Raw genomic sequence first — 22,341 nt, 5'->3', positions numbered from 1 at the left:
TGTAGTAATCGATAGTCCTTCTGAAATAGCGTTTTTTAATTTACTTTAAAAATACGTTGGACTTTAATAATTAGAAAACACAAAAACACAAATAATGAAAAAATATAAATTAATTACTGCATTAGTATTATTAATCAGTATTACTTTTTCTGCACAAAATGGATATATTTATGTGCACAAAAAAGCAATTAGTGAAGTGGTGTCCTTAGATTTTCCTTTTAGTCTTACCGGGCCCAGTAGTTATTCAAAGACATTTACTCTTAACGACAAACCAGACAATCTCAATGCTTTTGATTTAGGGAATAGCCATGGAGCGGGTGAAGGGCAATTGTGGGCAGTTATTAACAATGGTTCAGCAGCTGGAAGTACGCATGTTACTAATGGGGTTTTATACACCAGACTTGTCAATGCTCCACAGTGGACTGCGAAAAACACCGGTGTTACTGATGTAAGATCAGTAGATGGAATTGATGCCAATACAGCTGTATATTGTAATAGTTCGGGGACTGTATATACTTATAATGCTGTTACTAATGTTGCTACTTCTATTGGGAAACCAGCTACGATTATAGATGTCGCATCTGGTGGTGCCGGTGGAGTAATTGTAGCGGTAGGAAGTAATGGTACATTATATAAATATTCAGGAACTGGAACTAGTTGGACACCTTACTCTGGTACTAATGTTAGCAATGTTTACAGAGTTGATGTGAATCCTACGAATCAGGATATTGTATTTATTAGAACGGGTGCTAATCAAGCTGTATATCGTCTTCCTGGAGGAAGCGCAGCAAGCGCAATACCTGTGACCATCTCTGCGCCTGCCGGCACAAGTTCAGCTGGTGATAGCCTTCGTGATGTAGCGGTAAGCAATAATGGGACTATATATGCGAATTATAATAATGCCGCGAGTAGTGCTAATATTTTTGAATATACTTCAAGTTGGGTAGATAATCCTACCTCAAGAAGTTTTAGTGGTATTACTGCAGGGGCAGGCAACCAAAGCTGGGCAATCAATAAAGTAAATCCAGATCAAATTAACCATAGTATATTTTCAAGTACTATTCTTAGTACAAGTACGTCCCCAGGCCTTTGGTTAGATGATGAACGGGTGCGAACTACTTTTGATGGAAATACAATCATGATTCCTGTGCCGGCAGGAACCTATACTTTAAAGGAAAGTGCCAGTTCTGGATGGAGTAATAGTGAAATTAAAATCTATGATCCAACTGGCGACAGTAGTTCTGACGTTACGACTTTAACCTCGACAATTAAAGTGGCTGCCGGCGAAGTTGTAAATGTTGTGTATTCTAATTCCTTGCTGAATTCTATTAACACGCCAGCGTCATGTGGTACAAATTATCTTTTAACATTTGGAACTGGAGAGGATGCTTATGCTCCTGCAATTAAAGGATTTACTTCTTATCACTATAGAGGAAGTGAAGGCGTGTCGGATGGTTATTATGCGGTTGTAAAAAACAAAAATGACTGGTATACTACTACTCCAGCGTTAATAAATCATACGCCAACCAATCAAGCTTTACCGGGGGATCCTACAACTAATCCTCCAGATCCTAATGGGTATTATGCTATTTTCAATGCATCTTACGCAACAGATGATTTCTTTAGACAGACGGTTACTGGTCTTGCAGAAGGTACCTCGTATCAATTTGCTTTTTGGGTAGCAGATTTATCTCCTGGAAATCCAATTAGGCCAAATGTAACAATGGGAGTTAATGATGCATCGGGAGTGTTAATCAATTCTATAACTACGGGAGATATTACCGATACCAATTGGGGGCAGTATACATTTAATTTTACAGCAACTACTTCAACAGTTGAAATATTTTTGAAAAATAATTCAATTGGGGGACTTGGAAACGACATAGCGATTGATGATGTTTCATTTGCGCCAACACCTCCTGCACTGCCAATATCTACTGGACTAGATGGTGTCGCCTACACCTTACTATGTAGTGACCCTTCGGCTTCGTACCAATTCGTCAACACTCAAACAGACGGTATTTGGAGTACAAATACTCTAGATTTGATTACTATAAGTGCTACTGGTCTGGTGACAACTAAGACCGGAGCATCAGGTGTTGCAAGTATTATCTATAGTTACTATAATGCTATAAGTGGTTGTACAAGTACTACAACTCTTTATATAACAGTAGGTGTTTGTGGATGTTACAATGATCCGGCAACAGGAACAGGTGCAGATTCTCAACACGGCATTACGTTGTTGCAGAGAGCAGGTGCGGACAATGGTAACTGGCCAATGATTAGGAAATCAGCGCTCACTGTTTTAGAATCAAACACGAAAGGATTTGTAATTACCAGAATGACAACTGCGCAGGTAACAGCAATTGTAGCTCCGCAAGAAGGAATGATGGTTTATGATACTACACTGAAATGCTTAAAACTATATGATGGTACAGCTTGGAGTTGTTTCAATACCCCTGCTTGTCCTTAACCAATTAAATCCTGAAGAAGATATTGTATGTGATGTCAAATATCTTCTTCAGTTTATTAATTTAAAATTAAAATAAAATGAAAAATATATTCATAACAATATTGTTAGTGGGAGTGAGTTTTGTAAATGCACAAGTCATTATTGGCGATGATCTTGGAACTGCGGGTACAAAAACCTCTGTATTATTAGAGTTTGCTAAAGGACAGAACAAAGGTATAATATTACCTTATGTAAGAACGCTTCCTGCTGGACTGGCACTCGTAGGAGGTGCAATAGTACTGGATGCAACTGATGCTACAAAAGCAAGAGTTAGATTTTATAACGGAACCACTTGGCAAGATTTAAGTGGACAGGATGCGAACTTAACAACTCCTACAGATTTCATGTCTGCTCAGCCTACAATCGCAGCCGCTCCGGAAGTTGCAACAGCTCAAGCTATTATTGGGGCTCAGTCGACAACTGTGGATGGCGTCTTGGTTTTAGAGTCCACAACAAAAGCAATGGTTTTACCGATAGTTTCTGATGTAAATAATATTCCGAGTCCTTCCCCCGGGATGATGGTTTATGTAAATAAACTTGGTGCAAAAAGACTCGCTGTTTTCAATGGCGCGAAATGGTCTTTTTGGAAACCGTAAAAAAAATTAGAAGAAGTTATTGCTGAATTAAGATTGAAATAATTCGTCCTCGACATTATATTGAAGCCGTTTCCCAAGAGGAAACGGCTTTTTGTAAATGATAGTAACGATGTAAATGTATTCTATTCATTGTGATGGTTGTGAATTCTATGTTAATTACATTAATAAATGTTAAAAAGATTATTCAAGAAGAGCTTCATATTGTGATAATTAATGTATTTTTACGCTTTATTTTAATTTTTCCGATAAGGAAGGTTTAAAAACACACACACACAAATATTTGAAAAAAAATCTATTCTTTACCTTAACCGAAAGATATAATTCTTCTTGCAAAAGATTCATTCAATTTTATATCATCGTTTTTTTAGGTTTCCTGTTTACTCCACAATTTTTATGTGCTTCTGCATTTGAAGAAGATTTTGCTACTGATCAAGAAGTAGGAATGATCTATGTTTCTGGGAATGCAGTAATTTATGGCCATGCCAATATTTCCAATGTGAAAATTGTTAATCTTTCCACAGAAAACAATATTCAGGGGTCTAAGCATATTAAAACCAATGTTGTAGCGGAGCAAGTCACTGCAAAGAAAAAAGAAAAAGATCAAGAACTTAAAAAGTTAGAGGATAAAATAAACTCCAATATCCAATACAAGTTTTTTGCAAATCCGGCCGAAAGTGATATGGTTCTTCGGTCAGCCACTAAAGTACTTTTTGCATGCTCTATTTTAGACACTACTTCTTTTAAAGTTTTTGGTGAAAAAATATGGATTGCTATACTTCCTCTAATTGATCAAAGCGAGTCTCAAAGTAAGAAATTCTTTATCTCACTTTCATATTTCCAGTTCGGTAATTATCGTAATTTACCGTTACGTGCACCGCCCCTTTTTTCTTAATTACGTTTTTAAATCTTTTTTGGTAAAGTCTATCATTAAAGATGATTTTATGAAAACGTACATTCCAAGTTTTTGAGCTATGGTTAATAAATAGACTTTCTCTAATAACCATTTTTATCAAAAATAATCCACTAAATTTTTTAAGAGAAGATTACAAAATGCTCCCGGAGATATTTTCTATATAAAAGAAAATTGAAGTTATGTGGTTTCTTAAATCAATAACTTCATAACCTTCTATAATAGTGGAGAACCTTATCCTTAATCGAAAATCCATTAAAGTAAGCATAAACTTTAATGAGAATAAATAACAAAAACGAAAATAGTAATGAAGAAATTTTATTTTAAATGTTTAACTGCGATTGCTTTAGGAATGAGCGTATTCTCTATAGCACAAATTGCATTTCCTGCTTGTCCGAAAGATATGTATTTAACACAGTATCCTAGCGGTGGTGGTACAAGTCTTTATACTTTAGACAATGCTACCAATCCCTTAACAATAACTAAAATAGGTGCAACCACAGCAACCACTATTAAATTAAATGGGATGGGTTTTAACCCGATCGATAATTTTATTTACGCACTTAATATTGGAGATAATCACTTATATAAAGTCGATGTAAATTTTGCCATTTATGATCTTGGGACAGTTACTGGTTTGCCAGCAGGAGATTATATAAGTGGCGATATTGATTTTAATGGAAATTATTATGTAAAAGCAAATACATCAGCGGGCGGACAAGATCTTTATAAAATCAACATTACTACAAAAACAGCCACTTTGATTCACTTGAGCCACCAAATAAAGACGGCAGATTTTGCTTATAGTAAAGATCAATTCCTATATGGGGTAGATGAAATTACCAATAAATTATATAAAATTGATCTTAGGGCAGTAACGTTAGGGAATGTTACCATTATAGGGGATACTAATCACGGTGGAGATTATGGTGCAATGTACGCAGATGGAATTACGGGTGCAGTTTACGGTAATAGAAATTCTGACGATGATTTTTATAGTTTTAACAAAACCACGGGTGCTGCTACTGTTGTTTCCAAGTCTATTGCTACTATAGGTAATGACGGTGCTCACTGCTCAACGGCACCTATACTATTTGGAGTTGATTTAGCCATCACTAAAACAGATGGTAAAACAGAATACGTTCCTAATACAACCAATACTTACACTGTAACGGTATCTAATGCCGGTCCTTTTACTGCTATAAATGCAGTTGTTACCGATTTGGTACCTACAGGAATTCCTGCAGCGAATGTTTCTTACACTGCCGTAGCATCTTCTGGTAGTGATACTTCTGTAGTGGGTACAAAAACGGGAGCAATTAATGATGTGGTCAATGTTCAAAAAGACGGTACCATTACTTATACCATTACAATGTTAGTACCGGTAGATTTTACGGGAAACTTAGTAAATACAGCATCAGTTAAAGCATCTGTTGATAATGTAGAAACCAATATGTCAAACAACTTAGCAACAGATACGGACTGTACTTCGGTTTGTTATGAACTTCCAAATACAGCTCCTGGAATAGATTCTAACCATGGAGTAACTTTGCTACAAAGAGCCGGTGCAGACAATGGGAATTGGCCAATGATTAGAAAATCTGCTTATACGGTTTTGGAGTCCGATACCAAAGGATTCGTAATTACAAGAATGACGACCACGCAAATTAATGCGATTGTTCTTCCACAGGAAGGAATGATGGTTTTTGATACTGATTCAAAATGTTTGAAGCTTTTTGCAGATGGGGTATGGAGTTGTTTTAATACGGCGACTTGTAAATAAAACAAATATGATGAAGAAAGCACTTAATAGATTTATGTTTTCTGTTTCTCTCCTTTAAATTTTAAAATTATAAAAACAATGAAAAGTATATTCGCAATTATATTATTAACCGCAATTGCTGGTGTTAATGCACAGGTGATTATCGGTGATGCTGTGGGAACAGCAACCAATAAAACCTCGGTATTGTTAGAATTTGCCGCCAAACACAACAAAGGAATAATTGTCCCTTATGTTAGAACTTTGCCGTTGCCGGTTAGCTCAACAGGAGGAACCATATTATTGGATGCCAGCACAGTTACAGCTGCAAGAATGAAGTTTTTTGACGGAACTATTTGGAAAGATCTAAGTGGACAAAACGCAGATATATCTGGTGTTTTAGCCACGCAGCCAACCGGAGTTACAGAAACTAATTCCAAAGCGGTTATAGGAGCGCAGTCAAGTTCTGCAGATGGAGTTTTGGTTTTAGAATCAACAACCAAAGCGATGGTATTGCCAATTGTGGCAGATGTTCAAGATATCCCAAGTCCTTCGCCGGGGATGATGGTTTATGTTGACAGAGCAGGTGCTAAAAGACTCGCTGTTTTCAATGGTGACAGATGGTCCTTCTGGAAGACGATTCCCGTTGTCACTTCACTCAAAACCGGCAAAATCTGGATGGACAGAAACTTAGGTGCTACTCAGGTAGCTACCGCTTCTAATGATGCTGCTTCTTATGGTGATTTATACCAATGGGGGAGAGGAGCAGATGGACACCAGTTAAGAACTTCTGCTGCTACCACTACTTTAAGCAGCGCCGATACCTCTGAAAGTGGTAGTTTTATCGTCAGTATCCCACCTTCTGATTGGCGTTCACCGAAAAATGATAATTTATGGCAAGGGGTTAGTGGTATCAATAATCCTTGTCCAATTGGTTTTCGTTTACCAACAATCGCAGAGCTTGAAAACGAGAGGCAAAGTTGGATCTCCAATGATGCAGCAGGAGCTTTAGCTTCACCTCTAAAATTACCAATGGCAGGCTACCGGAAGTCTAACGGTAACAATGTTGGTATACTTACAAATGTTGGCTCATATGGGTATTATTGGACTAGTTCAGTTGCAAGTGGAAGTGCCCGATATGTAGGGTTAAACATGTCAACAACCACTAATACTACGACCCACCGGGCAGATGGATTATCCATTCGTTGTATTAAGGATTGATGATTCAAAGTTTATCACTAACTAAAAAATGAACGGGTTTTTGTAAGTTCATGCTGCCATCCATTTTTGGGTGGTAGTTTTTTTTGTATTTTGTGAACAGCTCGATTTATTAATAATGATACTTTTAGAAAAATAAATAAGGCTGAATATATTCATCTTCTTTAATATTAAATAATTTTGAAAATGACAAGAAAATTACTTGTGGTCGTTTTGGTATTTCTTTTATATGGAATTTTTTTTGGACAGGTTATCTCTGGTAATCTAGCCCAGCTTGCGAATCAGGAAGTGAAACTTGAAGGTTTTAATGGTCTGACAACCTATCCTATTAGCAATACAAAATTGGATGATCAAGGAAACTTTAATATCAGTTATTCAAAATCTGATAGAGGTATCGGATATTTAATTGCCGCAGACAACAAACCACTTTTTGTAATTTTAAGTGGTGAAAATTTTGAAATAAAAGGAGAGACCCTGAGTGATACTGAATCGATCAAGATACTAAAAGGGCAAGAGAATAAGTGGTTTGAACAGTATACAGCGGAGCATCGCAAAAGAGAACAGGCGTTGAGTGCATGGATTTATTTAGAAAAAATGTATGCGACAGACATATTGTTTGCAAAACAGCAATCTCTACATCAATCCATTCAAAAAGAAAGACAAAGAATTCAAGATGAAGATACGTCCTATCTAGCTAGTCTGCCAAAAAACAGTTACGTAAGTTGGTTTTTACCTATCCGGAAATTGGTAAGTTCGGTTTCGCTAGTTGCTCAATATCGTCCGGAAGAAATCCCTTCAACACTCGCTGCTTTTCGTAAATTGGACTATGCAGATGCACGACTTTATAAAAGTGGCTTATTTAAAGATGCTATTGATAATCATTTTTGGCTTTTAGAAAATAGCGGCAAACCATTGTATGGTATAGTGGTGGAAATGAAAACGTCCATTGATGTACTATATAAGAATGCTTCTAATGATAATGCGAAATTAAATGAGGTCACAACTTACCTCTTCGATCTACTCGAAAGACAAAGCTTGTTTCAAGCTTCAGAATACTTAGCTTTAAAAGTGTTAAATGGCTCCGCTTTCACTGTAGATAAAAATCTGGCTCAGAAACTGGAAATGTACCATACCATGAAAAACGGAAATACTGCTCCTGATATTTTATTTAAAGGAGATATTTTAGCTCCTGGTTATGAACCGAAAAATAGTCCCAAAAAATTATCGGATATTAAAAGTAAATATACCGTTGTTGTGTTTGGCGCAGGTTGGTGTCCCAAATGCACAGAAGAGCTTCCTGAAATAGCAGAGTTTTACAGTAAATGGAAGCAAAAGAGTATTGAAGTAGTGTTTGTTTCTCTTGATGAAAATAAGCTTCAATATGAGGGCTTTGCCAAATAATTCCCTTTTATTTCAACTTGTGATTTCCAAAAGTGGGAAGGTAAAACGGTTAAGGATTATTATGTGTTTGCAACACCAACGATGTATTTGTTAGATTCTAAGCGAAAGATTATTTTGAAGCCGATATCCGCAAAGCAGATCGATGCTTGGGCAGATTCTTTTCTATTGGGTGATACGCAAGAGTAAACAAAACCAGTTTAAAAAAAATCATAAATTATTATATTATTTTAAACATCCTTCAATTTTTATGAAGTGCAAAATTAGATGACCTTCCCGCGGAAATGATGGTTTACATTAATAAAGCTGGTGCGAAAAGACTCGCTGTTTTCAATGGCGCAAAATGGTCGTTCTGGAAAGCGTGAAAACTTATAATTAAATAGTTAAGTCACTTCGAAAGGAGTGACTTTTTTTATTCTATTTTGAAAAGATATCGTAAAAATTTTACAATTTCTCCGTTAAGTATTTCCAGTATCTTTTAGGTAAAGACTGTACATGAAGCTTTAAATTTTTTCGCTCTGGAATATTCGTTTTAAAGAAATAACGTTGCCACAATTTCTGGTACTGAATTTCTTCTTCGTGCAAGATATTTTCAGTTCTTTTCAACTGCTGAGTCTGTTCTAAAGCAGGTTCAAAAAATTGAACGTCATTTAAATCATAGAAAATTCCGTAATGTCTTTTCAAATCGTAAATCATCCATTTCTGATCTCGATATCTGTTTTTAAAATGGCTGACTATTAAAGGTAGGACATTAAAATCAGGTTCGATTTTAGCGAAATAAACTTCATCTTGTAATTTTTCAAACCGAACGAACGCATGCATTCGATGAACTTCCCTGCTGATTGATTTATTGATTTTTGCAATATCCATGATGTCGATATCTGCAAAATTTCGAAGTATGTTTTCCTGTGGATTCTTAATGGATTTAGAAGTAGCAGAAAGAATCAATCGTTCCGCATTTTCGTTTTCAGATAAATAAACTCGGAGTAATTGCGAAACTCCTTTTTTTCCTAAATTAATTTCTATTTTTTTTAAAACCCGATCTGCTTTTTCTTGGTTGGTTACCACTTCATGATGGTCTGTAAAAATAGATTCTGTTTGATAATTTTCAGCAGCGATAATTTTTGCGGGTTCAAAACGATATTCGTAGACTTCGAAAACAGCCGTCATTAATCCTTCAAAAGTTCCATCGTACAGAAGTGTCGTCATTTAGAAAAGGCTCAGTTGTTGAGAATGTGGATTTTGAAATTTTGATTTCATTCCTTGCAGAATTATTTTTCTAAAATTTAAATCGTCGATATATTTATTGAAAATATTTTGCGCTTCAAATTCTACGAAATATTTTGCACGATTGGTAGCGACACCCATTTTTTGCAAATGCTCCAAATTTAATTTTTGAAAATTACGGGCAGTTAAAATCTTGTACATCGATTTCCGACCAATTCCAGGGACTCGTAAAATCATCTCTTTAGGAGCAGTGTTGATATTCACTGGAAACTGTTCGCGATGTCTCAAGGCCCAGGCTAATTTAGGATCAACTTCTAAATCTAGGAACGGATTGCTTTTCTCTAAAATCTCATCTGCTTTAAAACCATAAAATCGCATGAGCCAATCTGCCTGATATAGTCGGTTTTCGCGCAACATTGGAACTTGTGAATCAATAGAAGGTAATCTTTTATCTTCCAACATCGGAACGTAGCCAGAATAATACACTCTTTTTAAATTAAAATTCTGATAGAAATGATCGGCAACTTTGATTATTTTCAAATCCGTTTCATTGGTTGCGCCAACAATTACTTGAGTGCTTTGTCCAGCCGGTGCAAACTTCGGTACATGTTTGAAAATCTTTCTTTCTTCTTTATATAGTATGAGTTCATTTTTAATAAAACCCATCGGTTTAATCATTTGATCGTGCGATTTTTCGGGAGCCAATAATTTTAAACCTTTCGTCGTCGGAATTTCTAAATTAATAGAAAGTCGATCCGCATATAATCCAGCTTCTTTCATTAAATCGTCACTTGCACCCGGAATTGATTTCAAATGAATATAGCCATTGAATTTATGCTCGGTGCGCAGTTTCTTTGCCACCCGAACCAAACGTTCCATTGTGGTGTCAGCATCTTTAAAAATTCCAGAACTTAGAAATAATCCTTCAATATAATTACGACGATAAAAGTTAATCGTTAAATCAACGACTTCTTCTACGGTGAAAGCGGCTCTTTTAATATCATTGGATTTTCGGGATACACAATAAGCGCAATCGTAAATGCAGTGATTGGTCAAAAGGATTTTCAGCAATGAAACGCAACGGCCATCTTCAGTATAGGAATGGCAAATCCCCGAAGCGTGACTGTCGCCTAAACCACCATTTTTATTTTTCCGATTTCCACCACTCGAAGAACACGAAACATCATATTTTGCTGCGTCGGCTAAGATTTCGAGTTTTTCTTGAAGGCGTGGAAAATTCATTTATTAAAATATTGGGAGTCAAAATTACAATCTTTCTAAGGTATGACAATAACTTTATATTAACTTTAACATAGTTATTTGCGTGTTGATAATCAAATAGTTACACTGTTTGTTTCTTAGTTGAAGTAGTTCGTGATTTGTTACCTAAATCACGAGCAGTAGCTAGATTGCAATACGTTTTTCAATTGCTTTACTACTGATTTTGAGCTGGTTTTGTATTTACGAGGAAATTTGACAGATAGACAATATTTGCCAATCTCGCAAAGAAAATGTATCTTTGCACTCAATTTTGGCGCATATAATTGTTTACTTGACTTTAAAATATTGACTATCAACTCTTTCATTTAGTGAAAGGGGATTTTCTGTTTTTTTAAATCATCCAAATAAAAATTACCGTCAAAATTATAGTGAAAATATTTTGCACTACGTCGTGAAAAGATATACCGATGTTGCAGTTAGGTTTTAGATAAAAGACTGATCGATAGTAAATCAGAGACTTAAAAAACTAAAGATAAGAATAATCCAGATAACTGCGCCAAAGTTTTCTATATCGTTTTCTTATTGAGTTGGTCTCTAATCATACTTCATTTAATCCTGTATCTAGCCTGATATTTTAAGAACAAAATATTTTTTAACCCTCATTCTTTAATTTTTTTATGAGTAAATCTAAAGCAGTCGCTAAAACTCAGGCTAACGAAAGAATCAATTTCTCCGAAGCAAAAGGGAAAATTGTTACTCCTGACTTTTTGGACATTCAGATCCAATCTTTCAAAGAATTTTTCCAGTTGGATACCCTTCCGGAGCAGAGACTCAAAGAATCTTTGTACAAAACCTTTGAAGAGAATTTCCCAATTACCGATTCTAGAAACAATTTCGTTTTAGAATTTTTGGATTATTTGGTAGATTCGCCACGATACTCGAGAGACGAGTGTGTAGAAAGAGGTTTAACCTACTCGGTTCCTCTTAAAGCCAGACTTAAATTGTATTGTACCGATCCGGAACACGAAGATTTCCAAACGGTAGTACAGGATGTTTATTTAGGACCAGTTCCTTATATGACGCCGTCTGGATCATTTATTATTAATGGTGCTGAGCGTGTTATTGTAACGCAGTTACACCGTTCACCAGGGGTTTTCTTTGGTCAAACGTACCACGCCAACGGAACTAAATTATACTATTCTAGAATTATTCCTTTTAAAGGATCTTGGATGGAATTTACAACCGACATTAATAATGTAATGTTCGCGTATATCGACCGTAAGAAAAAATTACCATTAACAACTTTGTTAAGAGCTATCGGATACGAATCTGATAAAGACATCTTACAAATTTTTGACCTTGCTGAAGAAGTGAAAGTTTCTAAAGCAGCTTTGAAAAAAGTAGAAGGACGCGTTCTTGCAGCGAGAGTTTTGAACACTTGGTTCGAAGATTTCGTTGATGAAGATACTGGTGAAGTAGTTTCTATTGAAAGAAATGAGATCATCTTAGACAGAGAAACAGTTCTTGAAAAAGAGCATGTTGAAATGATTATTGAGTCTGGTGTGAAATCAATTTTGATTCACAAAGAAAATTCGCACGAATTCTCAATCATCCAAAATACTTTACAAAAAGATCCAACCAACTCCGAAAAAGAAGCGGTTGAATATATTTATCGTCAGTTGCGTAACGCAGATCCGCCCGATGAAGAAACTGCACGTGGAATTATTGAAAAATTATTCTTCTCTGAGCAACGTTATTCATTAGGAGAAGTTGGTCGTTACAGATTGAACAAAAAATTAGGATTAAATATTCCTGAGAAAACTGAAGTTTTAACCAAAGATGATATCATCGCGATCGTAAGACACTTGATTCAATTGGTTAACTCTAAAACGGAAGTTGATGATATTGATCACTTGTCAAACAGACGTATTAAAACTGTTGGTGAGCAATTATCAGGACAGTTTGGTGTAGGTCTTTCGAGAATTGCAAGAACAATCCGTGAGAGAATGAACGTTAGAGATAACGAGATCTTTACGCCGATTGACTTGGTTAACGCGAAAACTTTAACCTCAGTAATTAACTCGTTCTTCGGAACCAACCAGTTGTCTCAGTTCATGGACCAAACCAATCCTCTATCAGAAATCACGCACAAGCGTAGACTTTCTGCCCTGGGACCTGGTGGACTTTCAAGAGAGAGAGCAGGATTTGAGGTACGTGACGTTCACCATACTCACTACGGTCGTATTTGTCCGATTGAAACTCCAGAGGGACCAAACATTGGTTTGATTTCTTCTTTAGGTATTTATGCAAAAATCAATACTTTAGGTTTCATCGAAACGCCATACAGAAAAGTAGAAAATGGTAAAGTTGACTTGAAAGGTGCTCAGATTTATTTGAATGCTGAAGATGAAGAAGACAGAACTATTGCTCAGGCAAATATCGAAATGAAAGATGATGGGACAATCCTTACTGAAAGAGTTATTGCTCGTTTAGATGGTGATTATCCAGTTGTTGAGCCTCAGCAGGTCGATTTAATTGATGTTGCACCAAACCAGATTTCTGGTATTTCTGCATCATTGATTCCTTTCTTGGAGCATGATGATGCGAATAGAGCATTGATGGGATCGAATATGATGCGTCAGGCAGTTCCATTGTTGAAACCAGAAGCACCGATTGTTGGTACAGGTTTGGAAAAACAAGTAGCTAGTGACTCTAGAGTTTTGATCAATGCAGAAGGTAACGGTATTGTAGAATATGTAGATGCTGATAAAATCACCATTAAATATGATAGAACTGATGACCAGAATTTAGTTTCTTTTGAATCAGGTACTAAGACTTATAAATTGACCAAATTCCGTAAAACCAACCAGAGTACGACCATTACTTTGAGACCAAACGTAAGAGTAGGTGACAAAGTGGAAAAAGGTCAGGTTCTTTGCGACGGTTATGCAACTGAAAATGGTGAATTAGCAATAGGTAGAAACCTTACTGTAGCATTTATGCCATGGAAAGGGTACAACTTTGAGGATGCGATCGTAATTAATGAAAAAGTAGTTCGTGAGGACTGGTTTACTTCAATTCACGTTGATGAATATACGCTGGAAGTTCGTGATACCAAATTAGGTATGGAAGAATTAACTGCAGATATTCCTAACGTTTCTGAAGAAGCAACCAAAGACTTAGACGAAAACGGTATGATTAGAATCGGTGCTGATGTGAAGCCTGGTGATATCATGATTGGTAAGATTACTCCAAAAGGGGAATCAGATCCAACTCCGGAAGAAAAATTATTGAGAGCGATTTTCGGTGACAAAGCTGGAGATGTAAAAGATGCTTCGTTAAAAGCAGATTCTTCATTAAGAGGAGTTGTTATTAACAAGAAGTTATTCTCAAGAAATATCAAAGACAAAAAGAAAAGATCCGAAGAGAAATTAAAACTTGAGGAAATCGAAAACACGTACAAAGCGAAATTCGACGAATTGAGAGGAACACTTCTTGAAAAATTAGGAACTTTAGTAAACGGTAAAACTTCTCAGGGAGTGAATAACGATTTAGCTGAAGAGATCATCGGAAAAGGCGTGAAGTTTACAACCAAATTGCTTCAATCTGTTGAAGATTATGTAAACGTAAGCGGTGCTGATTGGACTGTAGATGCTGAACGTAACGAATTGGTTAAACAATTAATTCACAACTATAAGATCAGATATAACGATCTTAATGGAGTTAAAAATCGTGAGAAATTCGCAATTTCAATCGGTGATGAACTTCCTGCAGGAATCATCAAGTTAGCGAAAGTTTATGTTGCTAAAAAACGTAAACTGAACGTTGGTGATAAAATGGCGGGACGTCACGGTAACAAAGGTATTGTATCAAGAATTGTTCGTGAAGAAGACATGCCGTTCCTGGAAGACGGAACTCCGGTAGATATCGTATTGAATCCACTGGGTGTACCTTCTCGTATGAACATTGGACAGATTTATGAAACCGTTTTAGGTTGGGCTGGACAAAAATTAGGGTTGAAATTTGCAACTCCAATTTTCGACGGTGCAAGTTTAGAGCAGATTACTGAATATACAGAACAAGCAGGTTTACCAAAATATGGTAGTACTTATCTATATGACGGTGGAACAGGTGAAAGATTCGCACAGCCAGCAACGGTTGGGATTATTTATATGTTGAAACTTGGTCACATGGTAGATGACAAAATGCACGCACGTTCTATCGGACCTTATTCATTAATTACGCAACAGCCGTTAGGAGGTAAAGCGCAGTTTGGTGGACAAAGATTCGGTGAGATGGAGGTTTGGGCATTAGAGGCATTTGGTGCTTCCAATATCCTTAGAGAAATCTTGACTGTAAAATCAGATGATGTGATTGGTAGAGCAAAAACTTACGAAGCGATTGCGAAAGGAGAAGCAATGCCTGAACCAGGTATTCCAGAATCTTTCAACGTATTACTTCATGAGTTGCAAGGTCTTGGTCTTGATGTAAGACTAGAAGAATAGACAAGAGACTTTTAGACAAGAGATCAGAGGTTTTATAATCTCTAATCTCCGTTCTCTCAATCTTTTAATCTAAAAATAAACAAATGTCAAACAAAAATAAAACAAGTAATTTTACTAAAATTACAATTGGTCTTTCTTCACCGGAATCTATTTTACAGGATTCAAGAGGTGAAGTTTTAAAGCCCGAAACTATAAACTACCGTACGCACAAGCCGGAAAGAGATGGTCTTTTCTGTGAAAAAATCTTCGGTCCTGTTAAGGATTACGAATGTGCGTGTGGGAAATACAAAAGAATCCGATATAAAGGAATCGTTTGTGACCGTTGTGGAGTAGAGGTTACCGAGAAAAAAGTACGTAGAGAAAGAATCGGGCATATCGGCTTGGTTGTTCCTGTGGCTCATATCTGGTACTTCCGTTCTTTGCCGAATAAAATCGGTTATCTTTTAGGATTGCCGTCTAAGAAATTAGACATGATCATCTATTACGAAAGATATGTTGTAATTCAGCAAGGTATCGCTAAAAGAGCTGATGGTGCTGACTTCGATGATAAAGAATTTTTGACAGAAGAAGAATACCTGGATGTTCTGGAAACTCTTCCTGCAGATAATCAATATCTTGATGACGCTGATCCGAACAAATTCATCGCCAAAATGGGTGCTGAAGCGGTTGAGCAATTATTAAGCAGAATCGACTTAGATACTTTGTCATTCGACTTGCGTCACAAAGCGCACAACGAATCTTCAAAACAAAGAAGAACTGAGGCATTAAAAAGACTGAACGTTGTTGAAGCGATCAGAGGAGCAAATACAAGAATGATCAACCGTCCAGAATGGATGATTATGAGAGTACTTCCTGTAATTCCACCAGAATTGAGACCTTTGGTTCCATTGGATGGTGGTCGTTTTGCGACTTCAGATTTAAATGACCTTTACCGTAGAGTAATCATTAGAAATAATCGTTTGAAGAGACTTTTGGAAATTAAAGCTCCTGAAGTTATCCTTAGAAACGAAAAAAGAATGTTACAGGAATCTGTAGATTCATTATTCGATAACACCAGAAAATCTTCTGCTGTTAAGTCGGAATCTAACAGACCATTGAAATCACTTTCTGATTCATTGAAAGGTAAACAAGGTCGTTTCCGTCAAAACTTACTGGGGAAACGTGTGGATTATTCTGCCCGTTCAGTAATCGTCGTAGGTCCAAACTTGAAACTACACGAATGCGGTATTCCTAAAGATATGGCAGCGGAACTTTACAAACCGTTTATCATCAGAAAACTGATTGAAAGAGGAATTGTAAAAACTGTGAAATCGGCTAAAAGAATCATCGACAGAAAAGAGCCAGTTGTTTATGACATCTTGGAAGGAATCATCAAAGGTCACCCGGTTCTTTTGAATAGAGCGCCTACTTTGCACAGACTTGGTATTCAGGCATTCCAACCGAAAATGATCGAAGGAAAAGCAATCCAGCTTCACCCATTGTGTACGACTGCATTTAATGCGGATTTCGATGGTGACCAGATGGCGGTGCATTTACCATTAGGACCAGAAGCAATCTTAGAAGCACAACTTCTAATGTTAGGTTCTCAGAATATCTTGAACCCTGCAAATGGTTCTCCGATTACGGTACCTTCTCAGGATATGGTTTTGGGTCTGTATTATATGACCAAAGAATTAGCTTCAACTGATGATATGAAAGTATTAGGTGAAGGCCTGGCTTTCTATTCTCCACAAGAAGTAGAAATCGCTTATGCAGAAGGAAAAGTTTCCTTGAATGCAAAAGTGAGATGTAGAGTTCCTGTGAAAGAAGAGGGAGAATTAGTAACTCGATTGGTAGAAACAACTGCTGGTAGAGTATTATTCAACCAAATCGTTCCTGAAGGTGTAGGATTTGTTAACGAACTTTTAACCAAAAAATCATTGAGAAATGTAATTGGTAGAATTTTGGCTGACACCGATTTCCCAACGACTGTAGAATTCTTGGATGACATGAAAGACTTAGGTTATTCTCATGCATTCCGTGGAGGACTATCATTTAGTTTAGGTGATATCGTAATTCCTGCTGAAAAGAAAGGCATGATTGCAACTGCTGTAGAAACAGTAGATGAGATCAAGGCTAACTATAACATGGGATTAATCACCGATACAGAGCGTTACAACCAGGTAATTGACGTTTGGACGAACACCAACGCAGGATTAACTGAGATGATTATGAGCAGAATGAAAGTCGACCAAGGTGGATTCAACTCTGTTTATATGATGCTTGATTCTGGAGCAAGGGGTTCGAAAGAGCAGATCCGTCAGCTTTCAGGAATGAGGGGATTGATGGCAAAACCACAAAAAGCCGGTTCATCAGGTGCAGAGATTATTGAAAATCCAATTGTAGCCAACTTTAAAGAAGGTCTTTCAATTTTAGAATACTTTATCTCTACTCACGGTGCTCGTAAAGGTCTTGCGGATACCGCACTAAAAACTGCCGATGCTGGTTACTTGACCAGAAGATTGGTAGATGTTGCACAAGACGTGATCATTACTGAAAACGACTGTGGAACTTTAAGAGGAACAGAAATTACACCACTTAAGAAAAATGATGAGATCGTCGAACGTATTTCTGAAAGAGTATTAGGTAGAGTTTCTTTACATAATGTTTACGATCCAGAAACCGATGAGGTGATTGTTGAAGCAGATGTATTGATCAATGAGGCTTATGCCAAAGCGATTGAAGCAGCTGGAATCGACAGCGTAGAAGTTCGTTCTCCATTAACTTGTGAAGCGAAAAAAGGAATCTGTGCAGCGTGTTACGGTCGTAACTTAGCAACTGGTAAACCTATTCATATGGGTGAAGCAGTAGGAGTTATTGCAGCACAATCTATTGGTGAGCCAGGAACTCAGTTAACGTTGAGAACCTTCCACCAAGGGGGAACTGCAGGGAATATTTCTGAGAATCCATCAATCGTTGCAAGACGTGACGGTATCGTAGAAATGGATGAAATTAGAACAGTAACTTCAGAAAACGAAGCTGGTAAAAAAGCCGAGATCGTAGTTTCCCGTTCAACTGAATTCCGTTTGGTAGCAGACAATGCTGCAAGAACGCCGTTGATGGTTGCGAATATTCCTTACGGATCTGAATTAGCTGTTAAACCAGGTGATAAAGTAATGAAAGGAGATCTAATCTGTAAGTGGGATCCGTATAATGCGGTAATCATCGCGGAATCTGCAGGTAAAATCGAGTATGAAGATATTATCCAAGGGGTTTCATTCTCATTAGAGATTGATGAGCAGACTGGTTTCGAAGAGAAAGTAATTTCTGAATCGAGAAACAAGAAAGCAGTACCAACCTTGAAAGTTGTGGATTCTAAAGGAGTTGAGCAAAAAGCATACAACTTACCGGTAGGAGCACACATCATGGTAAACGATGGTGAGAAAATTAAGTCTGGTAAAGTAATGATCAAGATTCCGCGTAAATCTGCTAAAACAGGAGATATTACAGGGGGTCTACCGAGAGTTACCGAATTGTTCGAAGCGAGAAATCCTTCCAACCCAGCGGTAGTTACAGAAATCGATGGAGTTGTATCTTACGGTAAAATCAAAAGAGGTAACCGTGAGCTAATCGTAGAAGCAAAAACTGGAGAGATCACTAAATACTTAGTGAAATTATCCAACCAGATTTTGGTTCAGGAAAATGACTTCGTAAGAGCTGGATCACCGCTTTCAAACGGATCAACTACACCAGATGACATCTTGAAAATTAAAGGACCAACTGCCGTACAGGAATATTTGGTAAATGAAATTCAGGAAGTATATCGTCTACAAGGGGTGAAAATCGATGATAAACACTTCGAGATTATTGTTCGTCAGATGATGACCAAAGTTTCAATCGTAGATGGTGGAGACACTCAATTCTTAGAAGGAGCGTTAGAGCACAAAGGAGATTTCTTATTAGAAAACAACAGAGTGTTCGGTCTTAAAGTAGTTGTAGAAGCTGGGGATTCTAAACAATTCAAACCAGGTCAAATGATTACTACCAAAGATCTAAGAGACGAGAATTCTAAACTGAAACGTGAAGATCAAGCGTTAGTAGAAGTTCGTGAAGCACTTCCTGCAACTGCAACACCAGTATTGCAAGGGATTACAAGAGCGGCGCTACAAACCAAATCATTCATGTCTGCAGCCTCTTTCCAGGAAACGACGAAAGTATTAAACGAAGCAGCAGTTTCAGGAAAAGTAGATTACTTGAGCGGTCTGAAAGAAAACGTAATTGTAGGACACAGAATTCCTGCAGGTACAGGTCTTAAAGATTATCAAAACGTTATCGTGGGTTCTAAAAAAGAATTCGAAGATATCAACTAAATATTTTATTTATAGATTACGGATATAAGTTTTAAATAATTATATTCGTAGTCTATAATTTTAACTTAAAATCCAAAATTTAAAATGGACAACAATCAGAATCAAAATCAAGATCCAAACAACATTAACATTCAATTAAGCGAAATGGTTGCAGGAGGAGTTTATTGTAACCTAGCTTTAGTAAATCATTCCCCTTCAGAATTCGTTGTGGATTTCATCCAAATGATGCCAGGAGTTCAGCAAGCCAACGTAAGATCAAGAGTAATTCTTGCTCCACTACACGCAAAAAGAGTAATGGCTGCATTGCAACAAAATATCACTAACTACGAACAACAATTCGGAGAAATCAAAGAAGTTGAGCCTTTCGTATTAGGACAAAACAACGTACAAGCTTAATTAGCAAAACGTTTTTTTAATATAAATCCCGATTCATTCATTTGAGTCGGGATTTTTTATGTCCGGTTGAATAATCAGGAGCATCACCATTTTTACAATCTCACACCACCGGTCGCGCTGTCCGCTATATCCCGCCGCGGCGGGGATGCCGCTTCCATCGCGGCTAGGTTGACGGGCAGTTTCTATCTTCAAAGAAATGCAATAGTTCACTAACACAAAAGTTTTAAAAATAACTTCTTTTGCATATAGTCTGATTAAGTTTTAATAGAGCCACATAAGTGATATAAAAATTAGTTTTTACTTTTAAAATATTTAGAACCTAAAGTTGAAATCCTTTGATTTTCAGAACTTATGTGAGCTTTTAAAAATATTTTTTTCCTAAAACTAATGTGATTGATGTGTTTGAAATTATTTTTTGTTAAATTTAAACAGGCTTTAATCATTGATGCTTTAGATTGTATTTTTAAATCAGGATGTAAAAATAACAGTACCTTTAATAGTGAATAATTTTAAACACAATCAAATTCAATAAATCATGAAAGCAATTTGGAACGGAAAAACAATAGCAGAAAGTAATAAAACGATTGTAGTAGAAAACAATCATTACTTTCCAGAAAACAGTATTGATAAGGATTATTTCATCTTAACCAATCACCACACTTCCTGTCCTTGGAAAGGTCAGGCATCCTACTACAGCATAGAAGTCAAAGGAGAAAAGAACGAAAACGCCGCCTGGTTTTATCCAAGCCCAAAAGAAGCCGCCACCAACATCAAAAATTACGTCGCCTTCTGGAAAGGAGTTGAAATTAAAGAATAGTTCTAGCTTAACTTATGTGAAAAATCCCTCTGCTTTGAATTGGGATTTTTTTACGCATATTCAGTCGGGTTTACCCTATACCGGTTTTTAAATTCTTTCGAAAAAAATTGGTAATTCTCAAACCCCGATTGTTGGGAAAGGTCTGTAATAGTTTTGAAACTAGATTTATCTTGAAACTTTTTCACGTAGTAATCCAAACGAAGGTGAGTGATGTAATCATTAAAACTCTTGCCTCTGCTGATTAGGATAATTTTTGATAGATACTTTTCGTTAGTATTAAATTTTTTTGCTAAATCGTAAAGTCTCAAGTTATGTTCAGTAAATCCTTCTTTTTGTTCAAATGTTTCCAAATGTCTTAAGAGTATCCCTACGGTCGTTTTATTAATGGGTTTGTATCGTTCATAATCTATTGTGTTTTTTGTTTCTTCATTTAGTTTTTCAATCCAATTATTTTCTAAAGAAATTCCGTTGGCTTCATCAATTTCTAAATCATTTTCCTTTATATCAAATTCTTTTTCAGGTATTGTAACTTCTAAAAGAGACGGTTTTTGTTGTCTACTTTTTCTACTTTTTATCATAAAGAATAATGAGGTAAGAAGAATACCTAAAGTCCCTAAAATAGCATATCTTTCAAAAATTCTTTCCTTTTCTATTTTCGTTTTTGCTTGCAAAAGATTTCGGACATCGTAGTTTTTCTTAATTTCTGAGGCAATTGTTTTGTTATTAGATTTATGGTTGATGTCAATTGCTAAAAGTTTGTTGATATAGAAAAGTTCTTGCGCTTTATCTCCTTTGCTTTTATAGTAATCTACAAAAAACTCAATTGCTGGTCGAAATTCGGGATCTATTTTTTGGGTTTCATCATATTCTTTTTCTATGATTTTAAAATAGGGAAATGCCTTTTCTGGCTCGTTTATTTTTACATAACTCATCCCGATATAAAATTTCTCAGTTAAATGTTTCCATTGATCTTGATAAAGTGCTAAAGCTTCGTTGAGTTTGCTAATTGCCAAAGGATATTTTTTCTGAAAATAAGCATCTGTTCCTTCACTAGAAATAAAATAACCTTTGTATTCTGCCAAAACTTTTTGTTTTGAAATAGCGTGTAAACCTTCTGCTATTAATTTTTTGTTTTCTGCGAAATTTTCTAATCTGGTATTCGTACTTATTAAAGATATTAGTGAATAAATATAATACAATTTGTAATCGGTATCCCTGATTTTTTCTTGATGATTTCTAAAGAAATAAGCCGTCTCGATATAAATTTCTCTTGCCTCCTCATAATCACCTATGTATTTTTTAATATCTGCAATATTATATTTTGCGGTATTTAATAGGTATTCGTTATTGGTTATCTTAAAATAATCAAATGCAATCAGTAATTGTTCCTTACATTCAATTAATAAATGCAACGGTTAATAAAAGACTGCTGG

13 protein-coding genes are annotated in these 22,341 nt (G+C 36.3%); 10 read left to right on the top strand and 3 right to left on the bottom strand.

Going from position 1 to position 22,341, the window contains the following annotated elements:
* The first annotated feature begins 94 nt into the window (after positions 1 to 94).
* From Q73A0000_RS10195 to Q73A0000_RS10170, 6 genes are all read left to right on the top strand, one after another.
* Positions 95 to 2,473: a hypothetical protein gene (locus Q73A0000_RS10195; RefSeq protein ID WP_193810865.1), complete on the top strand. Its 2,379-nt coding sequence runs from the start codon at positions 95 to 97 to the stop codon at positions 2,471 to 2,473.
* A 77-nt stretch (positions 2,474 to 2,550) separates the two neighbouring features.
* Positions 2,551 to 3,108 (top strand): hypothetical protein, encoded by a 558-nt coding sequence (locus Q73A0000_RS10190; RefSeq protein ID WP_193810864.1) that lies wholly within the window; start codon positions 2,551 to 2,553, stop codon positions 3,106 to 3,108.
* Positions 3,109 to 3,388: 280 nt separating this feature from the next.
* The gene (locus Q73A0000_RS10185) at positions 3,389 to 4,000 is read left to right on the top strand and encodes a hypothetical protein (protein ID WP_193810863.1); all 612 of its coding nucleotides are present in this window, start codon (positions 3,389 to 3,391) and stop codon (positions 3,998 to 4,000) included.
* A gap of 325 nt (positions 4,001 to 4,325) precedes the next feature.
* Entirely contained in the window at positions 4,326 to 5,801 is a 1,476-nt protein-coding gene (locus Q73A0000_RS10180) for a DUF6923 family protein (protein WP_193810862.1), read from the top strand.
* A gap of 78 nt (positions 5,802 to 5,879) precedes the next feature.
* A complete protein-coding gene (locus Q73A0000_RS10175; protein ID WP_193810861.1) occupies positions 5,880 to 6,998 on the top strand; it encodes an FISUMP domain-containing protein in 1,119 nt (372 codons plus the stop codon).
* Positions 6,999 to 7,181: 183 nt separating this feature from the next.
* On the top strand, positions 7,182 to 8,396 hold the full coding sequence (locus tag Q73A0000_RS10170) for a peroxiredoxin family protein (protein ID WP_193810860.1): 1,215 nt from the start codon (positions 7,182 to 7,184) through the stop codon (positions 8,394 to 8,396).
* 441 nt (positions 8,397 to 8,837) lie between these two features.
* Here Q73A0000_RS10170 and Q73A0000_RS10165 read toward each other — a convergent pair whose 3' ends face one another.
* On the bottom strand, positions 8,838 to 9,602 hold the full coding sequence (locus Q73A0000_RS10165) for a TIGR03915 family putative DNA repair protein (RefSeq protein ID WP_193810859.1): 765 nt from the start codon (positions 9,600 to 9,602) through the stop codon (positions 8,838 to 8,840).
* Positions 9,603 to 10,862 (bottom strand): putative DNA modification/repair radical SAM protein, encoded by a 1,260-nt coding sequence (locus Q73A0000_RS10160; RefSeq protein WP_193810858.1) that lies wholly within the window; start codon positions 10,860 to 10,862, stop codon positions 9,603 to 9,605.
* A 656-nt stretch (positions 10,863 to 11,518) separates the two neighbouring features.
* Here Q73A0000_RS10160 and rpoB point away from each other — a divergent pair.
* From rpoB to Q73A0000_RS10140, 4 genes are all read left to right on the top strand, one after another.
* Complete coding sequence (gene rpoB / locus Q73A0000_RS10155; RefSeq protein WP_193810857.1) at positions 11,519 to 15,346, top strand: DNA-directed RNA polymerase subunit beta; 3,828 nt, start codon at positions 11,519 to 11,521, stop codon at positions 15,344 to 15,346.
* An 83-nt stretch (positions 15,347 to 15,429) separates the two neighbouring features.
* A complete protein-coding gene (gene rpoC, locus Q73A0000_RS10150; RefSeq protein WP_193810856.1) occupies positions 15,430 to 19,695 on the top strand; it encodes a DNA-directed RNA polymerase subunit beta' in 4,266 nt (1,421 codons plus the stop codon).
* A gap of 84 nt (positions 19,696 to 19,779) precedes the next feature.
* Positions 19,780 to 20,091, top strand: coding sequence for a DUF3467 domain-containing protein (locus Q73A0000_RS10145; RefSeq protein WP_193810855.1), 312 nt, complete (start codon positions 19,780 to 19,782; stop codon positions 20,089 to 20,091).
* 535 nt (positions 20,092 to 20,626) lie between these two features.
* A complete protein-coding gene (locus Q73A0000_RS10140) occupies positions 20,627 to 20,908 on the top strand; it encodes a DUF427 domain-containing protein (protein WP_193810854.1) in 282 nt (93 codons plus the stop codon).
* 50 nt (positions 20,909 to 20,958) lie between these two features.
* Here Q73A0000_RS10140 and Q73A0000_RS10135 read toward each other — a convergent pair whose 3' ends face one another.
* Entirely contained in the window at positions 20,959 to 22,320 is a 1,362-nt protein-coding gene (locus Q73A0000_RS10135; RefSeq protein WP_193810853.1) for a helix-turn-helix domain-containing protein, read from the bottom strand.
* Between the last annotated feature and the right edge of the window lie 21 nt (positions 22,321 to 22,341).

It is taken from the genome of Kaistella flava (ex Peng et al. 2021) (assembly GCF_015191005.1).
GTDB lineage: Bacteria > Bacteroidota > Bacteroidia > Flavobacteriales > Weeksellaceae > Kaistella > Kaistella flava.
This window is presented reverse-complemented; position numbering and strand designations above follow the sequence as displayed.

Excerpts from the sequence above, each read along its gene's own strand:
- Q73A0000_RS10145 (WP_193810855.1), top strand. The coding sequence starts at position 19,780 with ATGGACAACAATCAGAATCAAAATCAAGATCCAAACAACATTAACATT.
- rpoC (WP_193810856.1), top strand. The coding sequence starts at position 15,430 with ATGTCAAACAAAAATAAAACAAGTAATTTTACTAAAATTACAATTGGT.
- Q73A0000_RS10160 (WP_193810858.1), bottom strand. The coding sequence starts at position 10,862 with ATGAATTTTCCACGCCTTCAAGAAAAACTCGAAATCTTAGCCGACGCA.
- rpoB (WP_193810857.1), top strand. The coding sequence starts at position 11,519 with ATGAGTAAATCTAAAGCAGTCGCTAAAACTCAGGCTAACGAAAGAATC.
- Q73A0000_RS10140 (WP_193810854.1), top strand. The coding sequence starts at position 20,627 with ATGAAAGCAATTTGGAACGGAAAAACAATAGCAGAAAGTAATAAAACG.
- Q73A0000_RS10195 (WP_193810865.1), top strand. The coding sequence starts at position 95 with ATGAAAAAATATAAATTAATTACTGCATTAGTATTATTAATCAGTATT.
- Q73A0000_RS10180 (WP_193810862.1), top strand. The coding sequence starts at position 4,326 with ATGAAGAAATTTTATTTTAAATGTTTAACTGCGATTGCTTTAGGAATG.
- Q73A0000_RS10175 (WP_193810861.1), top strand. The coding sequence starts at position 5,880 with ATGAAAAGTATATTCGCAATTATATTATTAACCGCAATTGCTGGTGTT.
- Q73A0000_RS10190 (WP_193810864.1), top strand. The coding sequence starts at position 2,551 with ATGAAAAATATATTCATAACAATATTGTTAGTGGGAGTGAGTTTTGTA.
- Q73A0000_RS10165 (WP_193810859.1), bottom strand. The coding sequence starts at position 9,602 with ATGACGACACTTCTGTACGATGGAACTTTTGAAGGATTAATGACGGCT.
- Q73A0000_RS10170 (WP_193810860.1), top strand. The coding sequence starts at position 7,182 with ATGACAAGAAAATTACTTGTGGTCGTTTTGGTATTTCTTTTATATGGA.